Genomic DNA, 20,398 nt, shown 5'->3' with positions numbered 1-20,398 from the left:
AAATCAACCCAGCCTCTGCGAAAGTTGTTGCAGCAGTTCGTCTTCACTGAAGTCTTCGTAGGTGTCGACCTCACCGTCGTCGGCAACCTCGATCAACTCGGGCAGGATGGTGGTCAGGTAATCGGTGAGCGCGTCGACGGTCGGGTAGTCAAAGATCACCGAGGCCGGCACCGCCTGCCCGAGACTTTCGGCCAGCGCCCGCTGCAGGGTCACGCTCATCAGCGAGTCCATCCCGAACTGGAAGAACCCCTCCGACCGGTCGAGAAGCTGCGGCGACGCCAGCCCCATAACCCGCGCGACCAAGGTGCTGACGTGCTCGGCGAGCTGGTTGTACCGCTGCTCGGGTTCGCACTCGCGCAGGGCTTTCCGGAATTGAGTAGCAGGTACGGCGGGAGCGTCGGCCGCGTCGGGTTCGTCGTTGTCCACCGGCAGCAGGTCATCGACGATACGCAGCGGCGCTCTGGTCCGGTAGGCGGCCGCCAGTCGGGTCCAGTCGGCCGCCACGACGGTCGAGCGCACCGGAGTGCGGGATCCGCACACCGACCACAGCGCCTGGATCGCCACCTCGTCGGGCATCGGTTCCAGGCCCGAACCCAGGGTGATGTTGCGCTCCTGCTCGATCTGGTTGTTGGCCAGCGACTTCCACAGCCCCCAGTTGACGGTCGTGGCAGGCAGGCCGGCGGCACGCCGCGCGTAGGCGAAGGTGTCCAGGAAGGTGGTTGTCGCCGCGTAGTGCGCCAGCCATCGGGAACCCAGCAGTCCCGATATCGAGCTGAAAAGGACGAACTGGCGCAGCGGCGTGCCCAACGACAGCTTGTGCAATAGGGCGATCGCATCGAGCTTGGGCCGGAACATCGCCGCAACGTCGGCGTCCGTCATATCCGTCACGGTGACCGGACCACCGCCGAAGGCGGCCAGGTAGATTCCCGCCAGCGGGGGCAGATCGCCGCCGAATCGGGCGAAGAGCTCCGTCATGGCAGCTTCATCGGTGGCATCGGCAGCCACCGGCACCAACGACTTGCCTTGACCGGCAAGTGTCGCGGCCAACCCGTCCAACCGGGCACCGGGATTGCGTGACACCGCCACGACGGTCCCGGCGCCCATGTCGGCCAACTGCTGGATCAGCTGCGGACCGATGTTGCCGGTCGCGCCCACCACCAGATAGCTGCCGTTGCCGTCCAGCCCATCCCCCGATGTGGTGGGCGGCAGCGCCCGGCGTAGCCGGGCTACCCGGCGGACACCCGCCCGGTAGACGATTTGGTCTTCCTCATCGCCGGCATGGGCTTCGGCGACGGCGTACCGGGCGACGAGACCGTCAGGCACCGACTCGTCGACATCGATCACCGCGCCCCAGATGTCGGGGCACTCCAACGCCAGCGTGCGGCCCAGGCCCCACAGCACCGCGTGAGACGGATTGGCGCGGTCCCCGTCGGCGATGGGCTGCGCGTTACGGGTCAGCAGGATCAGGCGCGATGGCAATCCGGAATCCGCCAGCACGACTGCCACTCGGCGCGCAGCGCTGAAGACGCGGTATCCGGATGCCGCGTCGAACGCCGGGCACACCGGTGCGGCGTACAGCACGTAATCGGCATCGGCTGCGGCGGCGCGCAACGTCGTGGCATCCGCATCCTCGTCCAGCGCGGTGACCTGGTTGTCCCCGGCACGTGCGATCTCAGCAGCGAGACCGTCGTCGCCGATCACCACCCACGATCCTGCGGCGGCCAGCGACTCGGCTGCCACGCACCGCTCCGGCCAGGTCAGCTCGCAGTACCACTCCGCAGGGACGACACCCGACGTCGCCGACGGGGCACCGCCGCGGGATCGCCTGCCCATGGGCATGAAGTCGGCCCAGTGGCTCGTGTGCAGCCACGGTGTCGTCGGCAGCACCGGATGCGGTCCCGGTGGGTGCGGGGTGACCGGAGGCTGCGCCGTGTGCATCGCATTGAGGTTGGTGTGGAAACTGACCGTGTCGTCGCCGCCGCGCGTCAACGTGCCGACGCTGTGGTGGTGGATGTCGCCGAGGGTTTCCGAGATCGCGGGCGCGAGCATCGGATGGGCGCTGATCTCGACGAAATTGGTGTAGGTTTCGCCGGCCGTGGTCACCGCCTGTTGCAGGCGTACCGGGCGGCGGATGTTGTCCGCCCAGTAGTCGGCGTCGAGCACCGGTTCCGTGGTGCCATCCCGAACCGTCGAGAGGAACGGAATCACGGGCCGCCGCGGCGAGAGATCGGCCAGCGCCGCCCGCAGGTCCGGCAGGATCGGATCCATCAAGGCGTTGTGGGACGCCACCTCCATGTTGACCCGGCGCGCGAACCGGCCGCGCCGCTGCACTTCCGCGATCAAAGTGTCGACCGCCGCAGGCGGACCGGCGATCACCGTCTGGCGCGGCGACGTGTAGATCGCCAGGCTCACGTCCGGGTGCTCGGCGATGAGTTCCGTTGTCGCCTCGGCGTTCAGGGACAACAGCGCGACAGCGCCCTTGCCCGCCAAGGTGGACATCAAGCGGGATCGGGTGGCGATCACCCGCAGTCCCTCCCGAACCGTCAGTGAGCCCGCCACGACAGCTGCCGTGACTTCGCCCATCGAATGGCCGATCACCGCGTCCGGGGTCACGCCGTGATAGCGCCACAGCTCCGTCAACGCCAGCTGCAGCCCCATGATCACGGGCTGCACCTGCGCATCGCCGCGCACCGGCAGCCCGTCCCCGAGCACCTGCCGCAGGGAGAACCCGACCTGTTCGACGAACACCGGTTCCAGCTCGGCAACCGCCGCGGCGAACGCCGGTTCGTCGATGAGCAGCTGCCGTCCCATGCCTGCCCACTGCGAGCCCTGACCCGAGTACACGAACACCGTTCCCGCGCCGCAGGATCCGTCGTGCGGACCGACGACGCCGGTGGCGGGTTGCCGCTGCGCCAACGCGGTCAAACCTGCGACGGCCTGCTCACGATCACGTGCACACACGGTGGCGAACACCGAATGACCGGATCGGTGGTGGTTGAGCGTATGGGCTACGTCGGCCAACGCGGTTCCCGCGCCGGCGCCGCTCATCCACGCGGCCACGGTCCCGGCGGTGCGTTCGATACGCTCGCGGTCCTTGCCCGAGACCACCAGCGTGGTGACGGCGGCATCCTGCCTGGGCCCCGACGGGGCCGCATCGGGAGCCTGTTCGAGCACCACGTGCGCATTGGTGCCGCCGAATCCGAACGACGAGACGCCGGCCCGTCGCGGCCGCCCCACCGACGGCCAATCCTGATTCTCCGCAGCGACTTTCAGTCGTAGCGCACTGAACGGGATGTGTGGGTTCGGCGTCTCGAACCCGACGTTTCCGGGGATCCGGGCCTGCTGTACCGCAAGCACCGCCTTGAGGAAGCCGGCGATACCGGCCGCAGCCTCCAGATGGCCCAGATTCGATTTGACCGCACCGATCAGCAGTGGCGACTGCTCCTGGCGGCCCCGGCCGAGTGCGGTGCCCAGCGCGCGGGCCTCGATCGGATCTCCCAGGAAGGTACCCGTCCCGTGGGCTTCCACATAGTCCACGTCGTGAGGCGTCAGTCCGGCATTGGTGTACGCCGACTTCAACACCGCCATCTGCGCGGCCGGGTTCGGCGCCATCAACCCGTTGGATCGCCCGTCCTGGTTGACCGCCGATCCGCGGACCACGGCGAGGATGCGATTCTCGTCGCGCACGGCGTCGCCGAGGCGCTTCAGCACGACCGCCCCGCAGCCCTCGCCTCGCACGAAACCGTCTGCCGCAGCGTCGAAAGCGTGGCACCTGCCGGTCGGCGACAACGCGCCGGCCTGGTCGAAGCCATGGAAGACCGCAGGCGACAAAAGCATGTTGACACCGGCCGCGAGTGCCGTGTCGCAGTCACGCATCCGCAGGCTCTGGCATGCCAGATGGATCGCGACCAGTGACGACGAGCATGCGGTGTCGATCGTGACCGAGGGTCCGCGGAGGTCGAGGAAATAAGACAACCGGTTGGCGATGATGCTCAGCGCGCCACCGGTATTGCTCCAGGCATCGACTGTCGGGAGATAGGTCGACCCCAGGTAGCCGTACTCACTGAAGCAGGCTCCGGCGAAGACCCCGGTCTGTGAACGGCGCAGTGAGCTGGCTGGGATTCCGGCGTGTTCGAAAGCCTCCCAGGCGACTTCGAGCAGCAGTCGCTGTTGCGGGTCCATCTTCGCGGCCTCGCGCAGTGAGATCTCGAAGAATTCCGCGTCGAAGGCGTCGATGTCTGGCAGGAACGAACCCCAGCGGGTGGTGCCCGCCAGCGCCTCCGCAACTTCGGGCGATCCGTCGTCGAACGGCTGCCAACGTTGCGGCGGAACTTCGGTGACCGCGCAGCGGCCGTCCCACAGAAAGTCCCACAGAGCATCCGGACCGGTGATCCCGCCGGGGAACCGGCACCCCAGGCCCACTACGGCGATGGGTTCGTCGAGCGATCCGCGGTCGAATCCAAGCGTCTGGTCCGCGGCGGATTCCTGCTCACCGTCGACGAGAAACCCGACCAGCGAGTTGATGGTCGGATGCTGCCAGAAGTCGACCGGGGACACCGGGCGGTCCAGGAGTTCGGCCAGTTCACCGGAGAGCACGACGGCGTCCTTGGATCCGACGCCAAGGTCGTTGAGCGACAGATCGAGGTCGATCTCTTCGGGCTTGCAGCCGACGGTGGTGACGAGATAGTCGATCAGCCAGCGCCGCAGTCCGGCGTCGTCTCCGACGGTGGCAGTCATCGTGGTCCGTCCAATCGCTCGAACCGGTTCTCTCGATAGAGCTCGCCGCAGGTCGACCGGCGCACCTTCCCGCTGGTCGTTATCGGTATCGAGCCTGGCGCGACAAACACCAGATCGGCGGCTCGTACCCGATGCGTCGTCGAAATCGCCGATGTCAGTTCACGTTTCAACAGATGGAGCCGCTCGGCCCAGTCGTCGTCCGACTCGCGGCGACGCTTGACCTCCACGATGGCCACCAACTTCTCGGACTCGCCGTCGGGCACCGATATGGCGGCAGCACGGCCGTTGCTCAGCTCTTGGATCGTCGCCTCGATATCGTCCGGATAGTGGTTCGAGCCGTCCACGATCAGCAGATCCTTGATCCTGCCGATGATGAACAGCTCACCGTCGGAGATGACGCCGAGATCGCCGGTCTTGAGCCACGGCCCGTCGGGCGTACCGGGTGAGGCGTTGACCAGGCTTCCGTCGAAGACCCGTTGTGTCTCTTCGGATTTGTGCCAGTATCCGGCGGCGACGTTGTCCCCGTGCACCCAGATCTCGCCGACTGTTCCGGCCGGGTTCTCGGTGCGGGCGGCGGGATCGACGATCCGCAGCACGGTGGACCGGTGGGTGCCATGCCCGATCAGTTCCGTGCTTCCGCTCGCGTCGGCATCGCAGCGCCTCGCGTGCCCATTCGACAGCTTCTCGTAATCGAACCGGACCCGCGACGGGGCGGTGCCCAGGTCGGAGGTGGCGACATAGACGGTGGCCTCGGCGAGGCCGTAGGACGGTCGAATGGCGCTCGGCTTCAGATGAAACGGCGCGAACCGATCGATGAATCGGTTGAGGGTGGCGGCGTGCACCCGCTCGCTGCCGCTGAGTATCGAGCGCACATCGCCGAGGTCCAGCCCGGCCATGTCGTCGTCGGTGGTGCGGCGCGCCGCCAGCTCGAAGGCGAAGTTCGGGGCCGCTGACAGGGCCGCCGGACTGGAGGCCAGCGACTGGATCCACCGAGCCGGACGCTGCAGGAACGCCAACGGACTCATCAACGCCGCGCTGCGGCCACAGACCAGGGGCGCGCAGACGCCCTTGATCAGCCCCATGTCGTGGTAGAACGGCAGCCACGATACGAAGGTGGCATCCGACGGGATATCCCCGCCGAAGTAATCCCCGAGTGCCTGATCGACGTTGGTCACGACGTTCTTGTGGGTGACCACGACCCCGGCAGGCAGGCGCGTCGAGCCCGACGTGTACTGCAGATAGGCGACCGGCGGCATGCCCGGCCGCACCGCGTCGGGTTCGCGCGGCGAATCAAGGTCAAGCGAGTCGATTTCGACGATCGCCGGCGGCCGGGCGCCTTCCGCATAGCCCGCGACCTCAGCGGCCGAGGCGGTTGTGGTGAGGATGACCGACGGACTGCAATCCCGCAGCACTGACACGACTCGCTCGTCGTGCACGCCTGGCTGTGGAACCGACAGGGGTACCGCGACGAAACCGGCGTGCATGGCGCCGAGGAAACCCACTATGTACTCGAGTCCTTGTGGTGCCAGCACGGCAGCACGGTCACCTGGTGCGCCGCACAACCGGAGTTCCTCGGCAACGACGCGGACGCGTCGGTACAACTCGGCCCACGTGAGCGATTCGCGGTACCCGTTGGGGTCGACTTCGAAGTCGAGGTAGGTGTAGGCAGTGGCGTCGCCCTGCTTACCGGCCCGCTCACGGAGAAGCGCTGTCAGGGAATGTTCAACCATGGGTTTTCCTTCCATTCACTCCCGCTCAGACTTCGTCGCCCATGCCGACAGCGCGGAACAGCGCGCCATCTGCGTGTTTGTTTGCTGCACGCCGCCGTCGTCGGCGACGCACGCTGCATCCTGTGCTGGCCGTCGGTGCCCAGCACAAGCCCGTCCCCCGACTGGTTCTGACAGCGGGCGTCATCTCTCCGTCAGCCGCACATCCCTTGTGCCGGCTAGCGAAGATGGCTCCCGTGGCGTCTTTGCGGAAATTTACGCCGCTGTTGGCAAACTGTCATCGGTTTTCCCACTCGAGAGTGGCGACCTCGCCAACTTGTTTGCCGGTGCAAATTAGCTACGCGACGCGAATCGGGGCTTTACTCGAGATGCACCGCCGTTCGACGTTCGGGGTGCTGTTTGCCCTGTCGACTTCCGAGCTTTTCGCAGCTCGGCGAGAATCCGCCTAGATAAGTTGTTACACAACGGCATTCGCGGGCGCATTGCACTTTGCATCCAACCGATCAAGATTGCCGATCTTGTTATCGCAAATTTTTGCCTCAATGGGCAGCCGATCGCGCAGAAGCCGGAAACCCGATGCCGACCAAACGCTCTCCGGCCCGCACGCAGCGGTGAATGGCGCATGTCGCCGCCCACGACACGGCGGCTGGACACCTACTGACGAGTTGAGCAATCGCCTAGCACAGCTAGCAGAGTTCTGTTCTGTCATTTGCCGATTGGCATTCCATCCGTGCTCCCCGATAATGAGCACTCAACCCGGCGGTACTACGCCGACGGGCCCGGGGAGGTGATGGCCGGTGCGTTCGTCAACGACACCCAGCCCGTGGATCACGGCATGACAGCGGAAGCTCAAGGTGATCAGGGACCGGATGCGGTCGAGACGCTGTACATATTTCCGCACGCCGGTGGCTCGGCGCGGGCCTACGTACCGTTCGCACGTGCGTTCACGTCATCGGTTCGGCGCGTAGCAGTGCAGTATCCCGGCCATGCGGACCGGCACGATGTGCCCGACATCGGTAGTATCCCAACGCTTGCCGGCGACGTGTACGACCTACTCGCAGCCGGAATCACATCAGCGGCACCGCTCGCGTTCTTCGGCCACAGCATGGGCGGCCTGATCGCCTTCGAAGTGGCGCGCAAGTTCGAAGCCAGCGGGAAAACCGTTGCGGCGCTGTTCTTGTCTGCCTCGCCCGCACCTGGGCACGGCGGTTATCAAGAGCTGCACCAGAGCAGTGATGGTGAGCTGCTGAAGATGGTGGCCGACATGACCGGGACCGACACCGAATTCATCGGAGACCGCTTCGGCGCGACGATCCTGCGGACCCTGCGCAATTACGGTGCGATCACCGAATACAACTGCCCGCCCGGCACAACCGTTGCGTGTCCGATCTACGCCTACGCCGCCGCCGACGACACCGCGGTCAGCTACGAGCGGGTGGCGGCCTGGTCGGCTTTCACGACCGCTGCCTTCGACATTCAGGTGGTGGCAGGCGACCACTTCTTCATCACCGATACCGTCGGCGAGGTGGTCGGCGACATCGAGCGCCGGCTGGCATCCGACGGCAACGGTCGATGACGGCCGGCCGGTCGCTCGTGGCTGCCCATGCGCGCAGATGCGCGAATTTCAGCTACCAGTCGTGCAATTCGATCGGCACGCCTGCTGCACCGAGGGTACCTTTCGGCACATGGTGTCGCTGAGTTCGCAAGTCGTTGTCATCACCGGTGGCGCCCGCGGCATCGGCGCCGCAGTCGCGCGCCTGCTGCACAAGCGCGGCGCCACACTGGTGCTCGTCGACGTCGATGCGCAACCCTTGGCAGCCCTGGCGGCAGAACTCGCCGATGATGCGAGAGTCATGACGATGACCGCCGACGTGCGTGACCTGTCCGCGATGCAGGGCGTCATCGACAAGGCCGTCGGACGTTTCGGCGGCATCGATGTGGTCGTGGCCAACGCAGGCGTGGCCAGTTACGGCTCCCTGCTCCAGGTTGATCCCGAGGCGTTCAAACGGGTGATGGACGTCAACGTGCTCGGAGTCTTCAACACCGTGCGCGCCGCCCTGCCGTCGGTGATCGACCGCCAGGGTTATGTGCTGATCGTCTCGTCGATGGCCGCGTTCGCCGCCGCTCCCGGGATGGCCCCGTACAGCACCTCCAAGGCCGGAGCCGAACATCTCGCCAACGCCTTGCGGCTGGAGGTTGCCTACCGCGGCGTGAAGGTGGGCTCGGCTCACATGTCGTGGATCGACACCGACCTGATTCGCGACACCAAGGCCGATCTACCCGTGTTCGGCGAGATGCTGGCCATGGCTCCGTGGTGGCCGGTGAACTGGACCACCTCGGCCGACAAGTGCGCCAGGGCCTTCGTCAAGGGCATCGAAGGCCGCAAGACCCGCGTGTACTGCCCAAGCTGGGTGGGTCTGTTCCGGTGGCTCAAACCGGTGCTGACGAGTTACGTCGGCGAGACCGCGATGCGGCAATCCGCACCGGCGCTGCTGCCCAGGATGGACGCCGAGGTGGCCGCACTGGGCCGCTCGGTCAGCGCGCGCACCGAGGCAACCGACGCTAGCTGAGCCCGTCGAGGATGCGTCGTAGATATGACGCCACATCGGCCTGCGGGGTCAGCTCGATCGCACGGCGATAGGCCCGCACGGCGTCGTCGGTGCGGCCGGCGCGGGACAGGAGGTGCGCCCGCGTCACCCAAGCGGGCTGGAAGCGGGCGACGGCAGGATCGTCGATCGCGTCGAGGCTGCGCAAACCTGCTCGCGGACCGTCGATCTCGCCGTCGAGGGCAGCCAGCGCCACCATGGCCCCCAGCGTCGGCGCGATCCGCACCAGCGCCCGGTGCAACCTGCGCAACGCCGCCTGGTCCACCGGTCGCGCACAATGTGCGGACTGGATGGCCGCCTCGTACTGGAACCGCCCGGGTGATGAGAACCCGTGTGCGCGCGTCAGCATCCGCTCGCCGCGTTCGATCAGCGCCCTGTCCCATCGCGACGCGTCCTGTGCATCGAGCGGGACGAATCGGCCGTCGGGACCATGCCGGGCCACACGGCGCGCTTCGCACAGCGACAACAGTGCCGCCAGCCCGAGCACCTCGGGCTCGTCCGGCAACAGTTCGGCCAGGATCAGAGCGAGGTGCAGCGCTTCGGCGGACAGCGAATCCAGCACCGCGCTCTGCGGCGTGGCCTGCCAGTCGATGGCATAGGCCCCATAGACGGCCTCAAGCACACCGGGCAACCGGTCGGCCAGGTCGGCGCGTTCCGGCAGGACGAACGGGATGCGGGCATCCCTGACCCGCTTCTTCGCACGGACCAACCGCTGCGCCATGGTGGCGGGGGCGACCGCGAACGCGCCCGCGATGGCCGCCGCGTCCACGCCCAGCACGGTCTGGAGCATCAGCGGGGTACGGGCATCCGGCGCGATGGCCGGGTGCGCGCACACCAGCATGAGTTCGAGTCGCCGATCCGGTATCTCGGCCGGTTCGGCGGAGGCTTCCGCGAGATCGTGGTCGTCGGGCAGCAGCCGGGTGAGCCGGTAGGCCGACGACTTCCAGAGGTCTCGCAGTCGGTTACGCGCCACGGTCAGGATCCATGCCTCGGCATTGCCGGGTACGCCGTCCTGCGGCCATCGCTGCAACGCGCGCTCGAAGGCATCCGACAGCGCATCCTCGGCCGACGCGATGTCACCTGTGGGCGCAGCCAGCAGCGCAAGCAGCCGGCCGTAGGAGTCGCGGGTGATCTCCGTCACCCGCGACTGCGCCGGCGACGACTCGGTCAGGGCGTGTACCAGCCGGTTCCGCGGGCATAGGTGACCGCAACAGGGCGGATCTCGACCGAACCCCACTGCGCGGCGGGGCACCGCCCGGCCCACTGCAGCGCTGCGTCCAGATCCGGCACATCGATGACGAACACGCCACCGAGCCGCTCGCGAGTGTCGGCGAACGGGCCGTCCTGAATCTCGGGTTTACCGTTGCGTGCGGTGTATGTGGTTGTCGCCGAAGCAGATTGAAGCACCTGAGTGCCGATGAGCACGCCGGCCCCGTCGAGATCGTCGGCGTAGCGGGCGAACGCTGCCCGCGCCGGCGCCATGTCCTCCTCCGAGAGACCGGCCTCGGGCCCTTCCTGGTAGTGCATGAGCAGGCAGTACTGCATGGTGTCCTCCCGGTGTCGTGGTGTCAGCCTGTCACCGTGATGACGATTCCGGCTCCACCTGATCGACAGTTCCGCGAACCGGATCTCGAGCTCTTCTGCCGAGCGCTCCGGCGGTCATGATGATCAGCGCCAGCCAGATCAGCGCGAACCCGACCCAGCGGCCCAGCGGCATCGGCTCGTGCCCGATGAACACGCCCCACGCCATCTGCAGGCCGGGGTTGAGGTAGAACAACAGTCCCAGCGTGACCAGCGGGAGTCGTTGCGCCGCCGCGGCGAACAACAGCAGCGGGATCGCCGTGACCGGGCCGGCCAGCAACAACAGCGCCGCATGCCCGGCGCCGTTGTTCAGGAAATGCCCCTGCCCGAGCACACCGAGCGCGATCAGGTATCCCGCGGCCAGCGGCAGCGCCAGCAGCGTCTCGACCGCGACACTGACCCGCGGATCGGCCGCGACCACCTTCTTGACCAGCCCGTAGAGGCCGAAACTCACGGCAAGCACGACCGCGATGTAGGGCGGCGCACCGACCTGCGCGGTCAGCACCGCGACCGCGGCCACCGCGATGATCAGCGCCACCGCCTGCCAGCGGTTGATGCGTTCACGGAACACCACGACACCGAGTGCCACGCTCACCAGCGGGTTGATGAAGTACCCGAGCGCGGCGTCGACGACGTGGCCGTTGGTGACCGCGTAGATGTAGGTGCCCCAGTTGACGGAGATGAGCGCCGCCGCGGCCAGCAGTTGCAGCCAGGTGCGGGCGCGCAGCCGTCGCAGATCTCCGAGCCGACGCGCGAGCGCCAGCACCAGGAGCAGGAACACCGCGCTCCAGACGATGCGGTGGGCGAGCACCTCGAGAGCACCGGCAGGCAGCAGGAGCAGAAAGAACCCGGGGCACAGACCCCACCAGATGTACGCAGCTGCGCCGTAGAGCATTCCGGCCCGGAGCTGAATCTGCTCCGCACGTCCGCGCTGCGCGTCACTCACGATCAGTGCCGGCGGAGCACGTCGAGCGCGTGCTGCAGGTCTGCCGGATACGGACTGGTGATCTCCATGCGCCGGCCGTCGGCCGGATGCGCAAAGGCCAGTGACCGGGCATGCAGCCACTGCCGCTCGAGCTTGAGCCGTTTCGCCAGCGTCGGATCGGCGCCGTAGGTGAGATCACCGCAGCACGGATGGTGCAGTGCGGCGAAATGAACCCGGATCTGATGGGTGCGGCCGGTTTCCAACGCGATGTCGACCAGGCTGGCGGCCTGGAAGGCCTCGATGGTGTCGTAGTGGGTGACGCTGTGGCGTCCGTCCTCGACCACCGCGAACTTCCAGTCATGGCCCCGGTGCCTGCCGATCGGCGCGTCGATGGTGCCGCTCGACGGATCGGGGTGCCCCTGCACCAGAGCGTGGTAACGCTTGTCGACGGTGCGCTGCTTGAACGCGCGCTTCAGCGCGGTGTAGGCCCGTTCCGAACGCGCCACCACCATGACCCCCGAGGTGCCGACGTCCAGGCGTTGCACGATGCCTTGCCGCTCGTGGATACCCGATGTGCTGATCCGGAAGCCCGCGGCCGCCAGCCCGCCCAGCACCGTCGGACCGTGCCAGCCGACCGTGGCATGCGCGGCGACGCCCGGCGGCTTGTCGACCGCGACGATGTCGTCGTCCGAGTAGAGGATGGCCATGCCCTCGATGTCGACGGGGGTGTTCTCCACCGGTGCGGGCGCCTCGGGCAGCCGCACCTCCAGCCAGGCCCCGGCGACCAGCTTGTCGGACTTGGCGGCAGGCGCTCCGTCGAGGTCGACGCCACCGTCCTCGGTCAGCGCCGCCACGGCGGTCCGAGACAACCCCAGCAGCCGCGCCAAACCGGCGTCGACCCTCATACCGGCCAGCCCCTCGGGGACCGGCATCGACCGCGTGGCCACTATGACGGATCAGCCTGGCGGCCGACCGGGCTCGACTCGTCGGCCGGCTCCGGTGCGTCCTGGTCGCCGGCTTTCTCGGTCTTGGTGGTGTCGGCCTCGGCGCTGTCGATCTTCGCAGGCTCCGCCTTCGATTTCGCCTCGGTCTGTTGCGCGTCCGACTGGCGCCGGCCGACGGTATCGAAGTCGAAGCCGAACAACGACAGCGCGACCAGCAGGATCGCCCCACCCACCACGGAGGGGTCGGCCACGTTGAACACCGGCCACCAACCGACGGAGAAGAAGTCGACCACGTGCCCGCGCAGCGGACCGGGAGAACGGAAGAAGCGGTCCACCAGGTTGCCCATGGCGCCGCCGAGGATCATGCCGAGCCCTATCGCCCACCACGGCGAGACCAGGCGGCGGCCCATCCAGACGATGCCGATCACCACGCCGGTGGCGATCAGCGTCAGCACCCACGTGTAGCTGGTCGCCATGGAGAACGCCGCACCGGAGTTGCGGACCAGTGTCCAGGTCACCGTGTCGCCGATGATCGAAACCGGCTGGCCGGGCGTCAGGAGCCGCACCGCGAGCACCTTGGTCACGACGTCGAGGAACAGCACCACCCCGGCAACCATCAGCAACAGGGGCAGCCGGCGTCGGGGCGGGGCGGGGGATTCGGCATCCCCGGAAGCCTCGGTCACCGGCTCCGCCGGGGTGGGGGTTTCCTCAGTCACTCCCCCATCATCCCAAAGTGTCGATGCGGAACAATCTAGAGCCGTGCACAAGCCCGTGAATCTGACCGTCATCACAACTGGCGGCACCATCGCCACCAGCACCGACGGCGCCGGGGTGCGACACCCGACCCGCACGGGCACCGATCTCACCGCTGACCTCGACATCGCCGCCGACATCCAGATCATCGACGTGATGTCCACCGACAGCGCGATGATGACGCCGGCCGACTGGGACCGGATCCGGGCTGCGGTCGAGACCGCGGCCTGTGGTTCCGACGGCGTGGTGATCACCCACGGCACCGACACGATGGAGGAAACCGCACTCTGGCTGGAGCTGGCGTATACCGGGGCCGTTCCGGTGGTGCTGACCGGAGCCCAGCGCAGCTCCGATTCGCCGGACTCGGACGGGCCCGCCAACCTGCACGACGCGCTGGTGGTGGCGGGCAGCCCGCACGCTCATGACCTCGGTGTTCTCGTCGCGTTCGCCGGTACGGTGTGGCAGCCGCTCGGGCTGCGCAAGGACTCGACCGTCAACCTCGCCGGATTCACCGGAACCCCGGTGGGTGCGGTGACCGCGGCCGGGTTCGAGCCCGGTGCCGCCAAGGTACGGCCCGAATTGAGCGGTTTGACCGCAGGCAGCGCACCCCGCGTCGACATCGTCGCGGCGTATCCGGGCAGCGACGCGGCCGCCATGGACGCGTGCGTCGCGGCCGGGGCCCGCGGGATCGTGCTGGAGGCGGTCGGGTCGGGCAATGCGGGTGAACCCGTGATCGAAGGGGTCCGCAGACTCACCGCCGCGGGGGTGACCGTCGTAGTCTCCACCCGGGTACCCGACGGGCCGGTCAGCCCGGACTACGGACCGGGCCAACGCCTCCTCGACGCAGGCGCAGTCCTGGCATCACGGCTGCGGCCCGGACAGGCGCGGGTGTTGCTGATGGCGGCCCTGGCCTCGGGACAGCCCGTGAGCGGCATTATCGGCCAGTGGGGTTGACGGCCTGGGTTCAATGGAAGACATGCTGTACCACTTAGCTACGGCTGTCGCAGCCGCAGCACTGGCCGTGGCGGCCTCGCCATCCGCAGGCGCGCAACCGCCATCAGGTGCCGACGACATCGACAGCTATCCGAATGCCCGCGGCTCGTTCTCCTCGGCCGCACCCGGCGACTTCTACTGGATCTTCTTCAAGACCCCGGACGGCAGACACTGCGGCATCGGCCCCAACGGCGGCCCGGTGGGCTGTGACGCCGTGCCGACCGATGCGCCTGCCGGGACCAACCAGACCGTGGTCAACAGCTGGGGACCTGCCGACTACCAGCATTCCGACAACGCCAGATTCACCCGCGATGTCGATGTCCTGCCCGAAGGGCAACGGCTGGAGAACTGGGGAGCCAGTTGCGGCGTCGGGCATCAGGGCACCGTGACGTGTAAGACCTACGGCCAGCACGGCTTCGTGCTGTCGGCCACCTACGGCGTGCTCTGGTAGTCCGGCTCCTCACGTCCGCCCGAGACTCTCGAGATAATCGGCCCAGGCCAGGCTGTCGACCGGGTTGGCCCGGGCGAGCCCAGGGGTGTCCGCGGCGATCGTGCGGGTAGGCCCGGGCCCCGATGCCCGGGTTTCGAAGCGAACCGTCATCACGCCGTGCCCGGCGCCCTGGATCCAGCCGAAACCGTGCTCGGGGTGCACCACGTCGTCGCCGATGCGCCACACCGTCGCAGCCGCGGGACCCGCGTCGACCTGCTGGTGGGTGTCCCAGACCTCCTGCGGCTGCTCCAGATCCGGGAACAAGGACTCCTGCCGGGTGTCCGAGAGTCCTGAAAAGCCAACTCCGACAAGGCGAATCGGACCGACCTCGACCGGGTCGAGCAGCAGCCGGCGGGCGGTGCCGATGAGGGTGGCGGCCTCGGTGGTGGCATAGCCCAGCGTGGCCGACCGGGTCAGCGTGCTCATGTCCGACCGCTTGAGCTTGACCGTGACGGTCCGCGCGCCGCGGCCGTCCTTCTCCAGGCGCCGGTGCGCGTGCTCACCGATGGGGCCTATGGCGTCCTGAAGCTGGGCGAGTGTGGTGAGGTCCTCGGGAAACGTCGACTCGGCACTGATCTGTTTGGCCTCGGCCCGTTCGGTCACCGGCCGGTCGTCGATCCCGCGAGCCAGCTGATGCAACGCGGGACCGACGGTCGCGCCCAGCACGCTGGCCACCTCCGTCTCGGACAGGGCCGCGAATGCGCCGACCGTCTCGATGCCCAGCCGGTGCAGCTTCTCCTCGGCGACCGGACCGATCCCCCACAACCGCCGCACCGGTAACCCGTCGAGCAGCACCCGTTCCTCGTCGCGGCTGACGACCCGCACCCCGTCCGGTTTCGCCAGACCCGATGCGATCTTGGCGATCTGCTTGCCCGACCCGGCCCCGACGGAGGCCACCAGCCCGGTCTGCTCGCGCACCTTGGCCCGCAACCGCTCACAGAACTCCTCGACCTCGGCCGCCGAAGCGCCCGCGAGCTCGGCCGGCTCGCCGAATGCCTCGTCGAAGGACAGCTGCTCGACCACCGGAACCACACTGCGGACCGTGTCGAGCGCTCGGCGGCTGGCCACGCTGTACACCGCGCCGCGTGGCGGGAGCACCACCGCGGGCGCACCGACCAGGCGGCGCGCCTGGTGCATCGGCATCGCCGACCGGGCGCCGTAGCGCCTCGCCTCATAGCTGGCCCCGGCCACCACGCCGCGCCCGCCAAGGCCGCCGACCAGCACAGGGCGCCCGCGCAGCGTCGGCCGGGTGAGTTGTTCGACGGACGCGAAGAACGCGTCCATGTCGAGATGCAGGACCCAGCGTCCGCCCGCCTGGAACCCGCTGCCCGCCATACCTGTCGATGCTATGGCGCTACCCTGACCGGCATGGCATCCGATGAGGTCCCGATCCGTGACGAGTCGATCCGCCTCGGCCAGTTCCTCAAGCTGGCCTCGCTGATTGACACCGGCGCGGATGCCAAAGCGGTGATCGCCGACGGCCTCGTCATGGTCAACGGTGACGTCGAGTTGCGCCGCGGCCGCCAGCTACACCCGGGCGACACCGTATCGCTCGAAGGCCGCACGGCGCGGGTCGTCCGAGGCTGACGCTGATCTCGTTCGCCGAATGTGAACTTGATGTCGAAGAAGTTCTGATTTCTCGCAATCTTCTTCACGCTCGGCATGGTCGCGCGAAATCAGACCTTCGCGATCGCCACCCGGACGCCGTCGCCGATCACTGTGCCCTCCAGCGCCGTGTCCGTGCCCACGAATTCGAAGCTGGTGGCCAAGATCTCACCGGCGATGAGGTCGCGGTGGGTGCCGGCCCAAGCGGCGAACTCCGCCGGCACGGCCATCCGCACCGAGATCCGGTCGGAGACCTCCAGGCCCGTCGTCTTACGCAGCTCCTGAAGCTCGCGGATCCGGTCTTTGGCCCAGCCTTCGGCTTCGAGCTCCTCGGTGACCGTGCCGTCGAGCACGACCAGCCCGGCCCCGTCGGGCAGCGCCGAAGTCCATTCCGGGTCCGCCGCAACCAGTTTGGAGGTGTACTCCGCCGGTTGCAGTACCACCGGTCCCGCGGTCATGGTGCCGTCGGGATTGACCACACCCTCGCCCGCCTTGACGGCCTTGATCGCGGCCTGCACGTCCTTGCCGATCCGTGGCCCGGCGACCCGGGCGTTGACGGCCAGCTCGAACTTGCCGTAAGCGTCGATGTCGTCGGTCAGGTCAACCGCCTTGACGTTCAGTTCGTCGGCGATCAAATCACCGAACGGCGCGAGCGCATCCGGGTTGTCCACGGCCACGGTCAGTTTCGGCAGGGGCAGGCGCACCCGCAGCTTCTTGGCCTTGCGCAGCGACGAGCCCACCGAGCACACCTCGCGCACCTGGTCCATCGCCGCGACCAGCTCGGGGTCCTTCGGCAGCACGTCGGCCTCCGGCCAGTCGGTCAGGTGCACCGAGCGCCCATCGGTCAGCCCGCGCCAGATCACTTCGGTGGCCAGCGGCAGCAACGGCGCGGCGAGCCGGCTGGTCACCTCGAGCACGGTGTGCAGCGTGTCGATGGCCTCGGCGTCCTCCTCCCAGAAACGCGAACGGGACCGGCGCACATACCAGTTCGTCAACGCCTCGGTGAACTGCCGCAGCTCGTCGCACGCCCCGGAGATGTCGCAGACGTCCAGGGCCGCAGTCAGATCGTCGCGCAACTGCGCCAACTTGGCCAGGATGTAGCGATCCAGGACGTTCGTCGAATCAGTGCGCCACGTTCCCTTTTCCGGTGCGTACAGCGCCAGGAAACTGTAGGCGTTCCACAGCGGTAGCAGCACCTGGCGCACGCCCTCGCGGATGCCCTGCTCGGTGACGATGAGGTTGCCGCCGCGCAGGATGGGAGACGCCATCAGGAACCAGCGCATGGCGTCGGACCCGTCGCGGTCGAACACCTCGCTCACGTCGGGGTAGTTGCGCAGCGACTTGCTCATCTTCTGGCCGTCGTTGCCGAGCACGATCCCATGTGCCACGCAGGTTTTGAAGGCCGGCTTGTCGAAGAGCGCGGTGGCCAACACGTGCATGGTGTAGAACCAGCCGCGGGTCTGGCCGATGTACTCGACGATGAAATCGCCCGGGAAGTGGGCGTCCGCGCCGTCGAACCATTCGCGATTCTCGAACGGATAGTGCACCTGCGCGTACGGCATGGACCCCGAGTCGAACCACACGTCGAACACGTCCTCGATGCGGCGCATGGTGGACTTGCCGGTCGGGTCGTCGGGGTTGGGCCGGGTCAGCTCGTCGATGTAGGGCCGGTGCAGGTTCGTCGGGCGTACCCCGAAGTCGCGCTCGAGCTCGTCGAGGCTGCCGTACACATCGATCCGCGGATACGCCGGATCGTCGGACTTCCACACCGGAATGGGGCTGCCCCAGTAGCGGTTTCGCGACACCGACCAGTCACGTGCATTGGACAGCCACTTGCCGAACTGACCGTCCTTGACGTGCTCGGGGTACCAGGTGATCTGCTTGTTGAGCTCGACCATCCGGTCCCGGAACTCGGTCACCTTGATGAACCACGACGACACCGCGCGGTAGATCAAGGGATTACGGCAGCGCCAGCAGTGCGGGTAGGAGTGCTCGTAGGTCTCGTGCCGTAGGAGGATCGCACCGTTGACCCCAGCTGACCCGTCACGGTTCTTGAGATCCCGGATGATCTGCGAATTGGCTTCGAACACATGCTGACCCGCGTAATCGGGTACCGACGCGTCGAACCGGCCCTTGGAGTCCACCGGTGTGACGGCGACGATGTCGGCGGTGTCGGCTGTGGCCTTGTCGTCCTCGCCGTAGGCGGGCGCCATGTGCACGATGCCCGTGCCGTCCTCGGTGCTGACGAAATCGGCACCGAGGACCCGAAATGCGTTGGGCGAGTCCATGAAATACGGGAACGGCGGCAGGTACCGTGTGCCCAACAGGTCCCGGCCCGGGTATGCACCGAGCACCTCCGGCTCCTCACCCAGCTCGCGGGCGTAGGCGGCCAGTCGGGCTTCCGCGAGGACATAGCGTCGTCCCTCCGGACCCTGCACCAGCACGTAGGTGATGTCGGGGTTGACGGCCACGGCCTGGTTGGACGGCAAGGTCCACGGCGTCGTCGTCCAGATCAGCAGGTGCGCGCCCTTGAGCGGGCCGTCGGCCACCGTGAAACCGACGGTCACCGCGGGATCCTGGCGGCTCTGGTAGACGTCGTCGTCCATCCGCAGCTCGTGGTTGGACAACGGGGTTTCGTCGTTCCAGCAGTACGGCAGCACGCGGTTGCCCTCGTAGGCCAGGCCCTTGTCCCACAGTTGCTTGAACGCCCAGATCACCGACTCCATGAAGGTGGGATCCAGGGTCTTGTAGTCGTTGTCGAAGTCCACCCACCGGGCCTGCCGCGTGACGTACGCGCGCCACTCATCGGTGTACTTCAGCACCGAGGCACGGCAGGCATCGTTGAACTTCTCGATCCCCATCGCCTCGATCTGCGCCTTGTCGGCGATGCCCAGCTGGCGCTGGACCTCCAGCTCGGCAGGCAAGCCGTGGGTGTCCCAGCCGAACCGGCGCTCCACCTTGTAGCCGCGCATCGTGCGGTAGCGCGGCACGATGTCCTTGACGTAGCCGGTCAGCAGGTGGCCATAGTGCGGCAGGCCGTTGGCGAACGGCGGACCGTCGTAGAAGACGTACTCCGGTGCGTCGTCGCGGCGCGCGACGCTGGCCCGGAAGGTGTCGTCGCCGGCCCAGTAGTCCAGCACCTCAAGTTCGCGCTCCGGAAAATTCGGTGCGGCGGGCTTGGGATAGGCGCTCACGGTCTTCGTCTCCTGTGCCTGTGCTGGGCCCGTAGGCCCAACTGCGTTCAAGGCACGGGGACGACGTCGCGCAGGTGCGCGAGCGCCGCGGTACCACCCCGCTTGCGCGCGAAACCTCGCGCGCCGCTCAACTTTCGGGCGATGACGGGCCCACCCGCCCGGTTCTACTGAGCCGCGTCGGGCGGACCCGCGCAACCGTTCTTCCGGAGGCTCCCCGGTGATGGCCGGATCGACGCCGCTGCAAGCAGTCTAATGAGCGGTGCAAATCGCCCAGGCGGCCACTAGCCGGAGGTCACCTCGATGAGCGCGAACGGGAACTGCTCGGCCAGTTCTGCCACCGTGGCCGGATCGAAACCGCGGGTGTCGTATGTCCATTCGAGTTGCAGCCCGGCCCCGGAATCCGGCTGCACATGCAGTGACAGCAAATAGCCCGTCGACATTGCGGATCCTCGGCCTGCTGCGTCGTAGCCGAAGTGGACGTCCGCGCGGGAGTGCCCGCGGGATCGGCCCGGCACGCGGGTGACCGTCGTCAGCAGGTCGTACCCGGACAGGCTCCGATGCGCACTGCAGGCCACCGAAGCCCGGCGCACCACATCACCGTCGACGTCGACCTCGAGCACACCGTCGCCGATGGTGCGGGCGATGGTGCGCCCCAGGGCCGCCAGCAGAATCTCCTCGGCACTGCTGCCCATGGCGGCGCGCGCACCGGCCAGCTCTTCACCGAGCACATCGTCGAGTGCGCTCGTCATCGTCGCCATATCGGTTTCGCGCGGAGGCGTCGCGGTGGGGTAATCGGAAAACCAGCTCGTGGTACCGGGGTGCAGCATCGGAGCGACCATGCTG

The 20,398-nt window shown here is 67.6% G+C and carries 15 protein-coding genes; 5 read left to right on the top strand and 10 right to left on the bottom strand.

Features of this window, described 5'->3' with window-relative positions:
- Nucleotides 1-3 precede the first annotated feature (3 nt).
- A complete protein-coding gene (locus BST13_RS04250) occupies nucleotides 4-4,737 on the bottom strand; it encodes a type I polyketide synthase (RefSeq protein WP_083160968.1) in 4,734 nt (1,577 codons plus the stop codon).
- Entirely contained in the window at nucleotides 4,734-6,467 is a 1,734-nt protein-coding gene (locus tag BST13_RS04245) for an AMP-binding protein (protein WP_083161373.1), read from the bottom strand. Before BST13_RS04245 ends, BST13_RS04250 begins: the two co-directional genes overlap by 4 nt.
- A 727-nt stretch (nucleotides 6,468-7,194) precedes the next feature.
- Between BST13_RS04245 and BST13_RS04240 the strand changes: the two genes are divergently transcribed.
- The gene (locus BST13_RS04240; protein ID WP_245839329.1) at nucleotides 7,195-8,040 is read left to right on the top strand and encodes a thioesterase II family protein; all 846 of its coding nucleotides are present in this window, start codon (nucleotides 7,195-7,197) and stop codon (nucleotides 8,038-8,040) included.
- A 109-nt stretch (nucleotides 8,041-8,149) separates the two neighbouring features.
- Complete coding sequence (locus BST13_RS04235; protein WP_083161367.1) at nucleotides 8,150-9,034, top strand: SDR family oxidoreductase; 885 nt, start codon at nucleotides 8,150-8,152, stop codon at nucleotides 9,032-9,034.
- Here the strand turns inward: BST13_RS04235 and BST13_RS04230 are convergent.
- The 5 genes from BST13_RS04230 to lspA are packed head-to-tail and all read right to left on the bottom strand — an operon-like array spanning nucleotide 9,027 to nucleotide 13,236.
- Nucleotides 9,027-10,211, bottom strand: coding sequence for an RNA polymerase sigma factor (locus BST13_RS04230; protein WP_425436974.1), 1,185 nt, complete (start codon nucleotides 10,209-10,211; stop codon nucleotides 9,027-9,029). The two genes, BST13_RS04235 and BST13_RS04230, sit on opposite strands and share 8 nt — an antisense overlap.
- Before the next feature lie 26 nt (nucleotides 10,212-10,237).
- Nucleotides 10,238-10,615: a YciI family protein gene (locus BST13_RS04225; RefSeq protein ID WP_083160966.1), complete on the bottom strand. Its 378-nt coding sequence runs from the start codon at nucleotides 10,613-10,615 to the stop codon at nucleotides 10,238-10,240.
- Nucleotides 10,616-10,646: 31 nt separating this feature from the next.
- A complete protein-coding gene (gene rarD / locus BST13_RS04220; RefSeq protein ID WP_083161365.1) occupies nucleotides 10,647-11,546 on the bottom strand; it encodes an EamA family transporter RarD in 900 nt (299 codons plus the stop codon).
- A gap of 53 nt (nucleotides 11,547-11,599) precedes the next feature.
- Entirely contained in the window at nucleotides 11,600-12,523 is a 924-nt protein-coding gene (locus tag BST13_RS04215; RefSeq protein WP_083160964.1) for an RluA family pseudouridine synthase, read from the bottom strand.
- Entirely contained in the window at nucleotides 12,523-13,236 is a 714-nt protein-coding gene (lspA, locus tag BST13_RS04210; protein WP_083160962.1) for a signal peptidase II, read from the bottom strand. Before lspA ends, BST13_RS04215 begins: the two co-directional genes overlap by 1 nt.
- A gap of 43 nt (nucleotides 13,237-13,279) precedes the next feature.
- Between lspA and BST13_RS04205 the strand changes: the two genes are divergently transcribed.
- Both BST13_RS04205 and BST13_RS04200 read left to right on the top strand, forming a co-directional pair.
- Entirely contained in the window at nucleotides 13,280-14,227 is a 948-nt protein-coding gene (locus BST13_RS04205) for an asparaginase (RefSeq protein WP_095533397.1), read from the top strand.
- Between the two features lie 22 nt (nucleotides 14,228-14,249).
- Nucleotides 14,250-14,717, top strand: a complete 468-nt coding sequence (locus tag BST13_RS04200) for a hypothetical protein (protein ID WP_425436973.1) — start codon at nucleotides 14,250-14,252, stop codon at nucleotides 14,715-14,717.
- Nucleotides 14,718-14,726: 9 nt separating this feature from the next.
- Here the strand turns inward: BST13_RS04200 and BST13_RS04195 are convergent, their stop codons facing one another.
- Nucleotides 14,727-16,091, bottom strand: coding sequence for a DNA polymerase IV (locus BST13_RS04195; RefSeq protein WP_083160958.1), 1,365 nt, complete (start codon nucleotides 16,089-16,091; stop codon nucleotides 14,727-14,729).
- A 33-nt stretch (nucleotides 16,092-16,124) separates the two neighbouring features.
- Here BST13_RS04195 and BST13_RS04190 point away from each other — a divergent pair, with 33 nt between their 5' ends.
- Nucleotides 16,125-16,343: an RNA-binding S4 domain-containing protein gene (locus BST13_RS04190; protein ID WP_083160956.1), complete on the top strand. Its 219-nt coding sequence runs from the start codon at nucleotides 16,125-16,127 to the stop codon at nucleotides 16,341-16,343.
- 89 nt (nucleotides 16,344-16,432) lie between these two features.
- Here the strand turns inward: BST13_RS04190 and ileS are convergent, their stop codons facing one another.
- On the bottom strand, nucleotides 16,433-19,606 hold the full coding sequence (gene ileS, locus BST13_RS04185; RefSeq protein WP_211296003.1) for an isoleucine--tRNA ligase: 3,174 nt from the start codon (nucleotides 19,604-19,606) through the stop codon (nucleotides 16,433-16,435).
- 230 nt (nucleotides 19,607-19,836) lie between these two features.
- A complete protein-coding gene (locus BST13_RS04180; RefSeq protein WP_245839327.1) occupies nucleotides 19,837-20,394 on the bottom strand; it encodes a hypothetical protein in 558 nt (185 codons plus the stop codon).
- Between the last annotated feature and the right edge of the window lie 4 nt (nucleotides 20,395-20,398).

The organism is Mycobacterium aquaticum (genome assembly GCF_002086485.1).
Classification (GTDB): Bacteria; Actinomycetota; Actinomycetes; order Mycobacteriales; family Mycobacteriaceae; genus Mycobacterium; species Mycobacterium aquaticum.
This window is presented reverse-complemented; position numbering and strand designations above follow the sequence as displayed.

Bases quoted from the DNA above. Each gene is read 5' to 3' on its own strand.
- BST13_RS04235 (WP_083161367.1), top strand. From the start codon at position 8,150: ATGGTGTCGCTGAGTTCGCAAGTCGTTGTCATCACCGGTGGCGCCCGC.
- rarD (WP_083161365.1), bottom strand. From the start codon at position 11,546: ATGCTCTACGGCGCAGCTGCGTACATCTGGTGGGGTCTGTGCCCCGGG.
- BST13_RS04180 (WP_245839327.1), bottom strand. From the start codon at position 20,394: ATGGTCGCTCCGATGCTGCACCCCGGTACCACGAGCTGGTTTTCCGAT.
- BST13_RS04250 (WP_083160968.1), bottom strand. From the start codon at position 4,737: ATGACTGCCACCGTCGGAGACGACGCCGGACTGCGGCGCTGGCTGATC.
- BST13_RS04195 (WP_083160958.1), bottom strand. From the start codon at position 16,091: ATGGCGGGCAGCGGGTTCCAGGCGGGCGGACGCTGGGTCCTGCATCTC.
- BST13_RS04190 (WP_083160956.1), top strand. From the start codon at position 16,125: ATGGCATCCGATGAGGTCCCGATCCGTGACGAGTCGATCCGCCTCGGC.
- BST13_RS04245 (WP_083161373.1), bottom strand. From the start codon at position 6,467: ATGGTTGAACATTCCCTGACAGCGCTTCTCCGTGAGCGGGCCGGTAAG.
- BST13_RS04200 (WP_425436973.1), top strand. From the start codon at position 14,250: ATGCTGTACCACTTAGCTACGGCTGTCGCAGCCGCAGCACTGGCCGTG.
- BST13_RS04225 (WP_083160966.1), bottom strand. From the start codon at position 10,615: ATGCAGTACTGCCTGCTCATGCACTACCAGGAAGGGCCCGAGGCCGGT.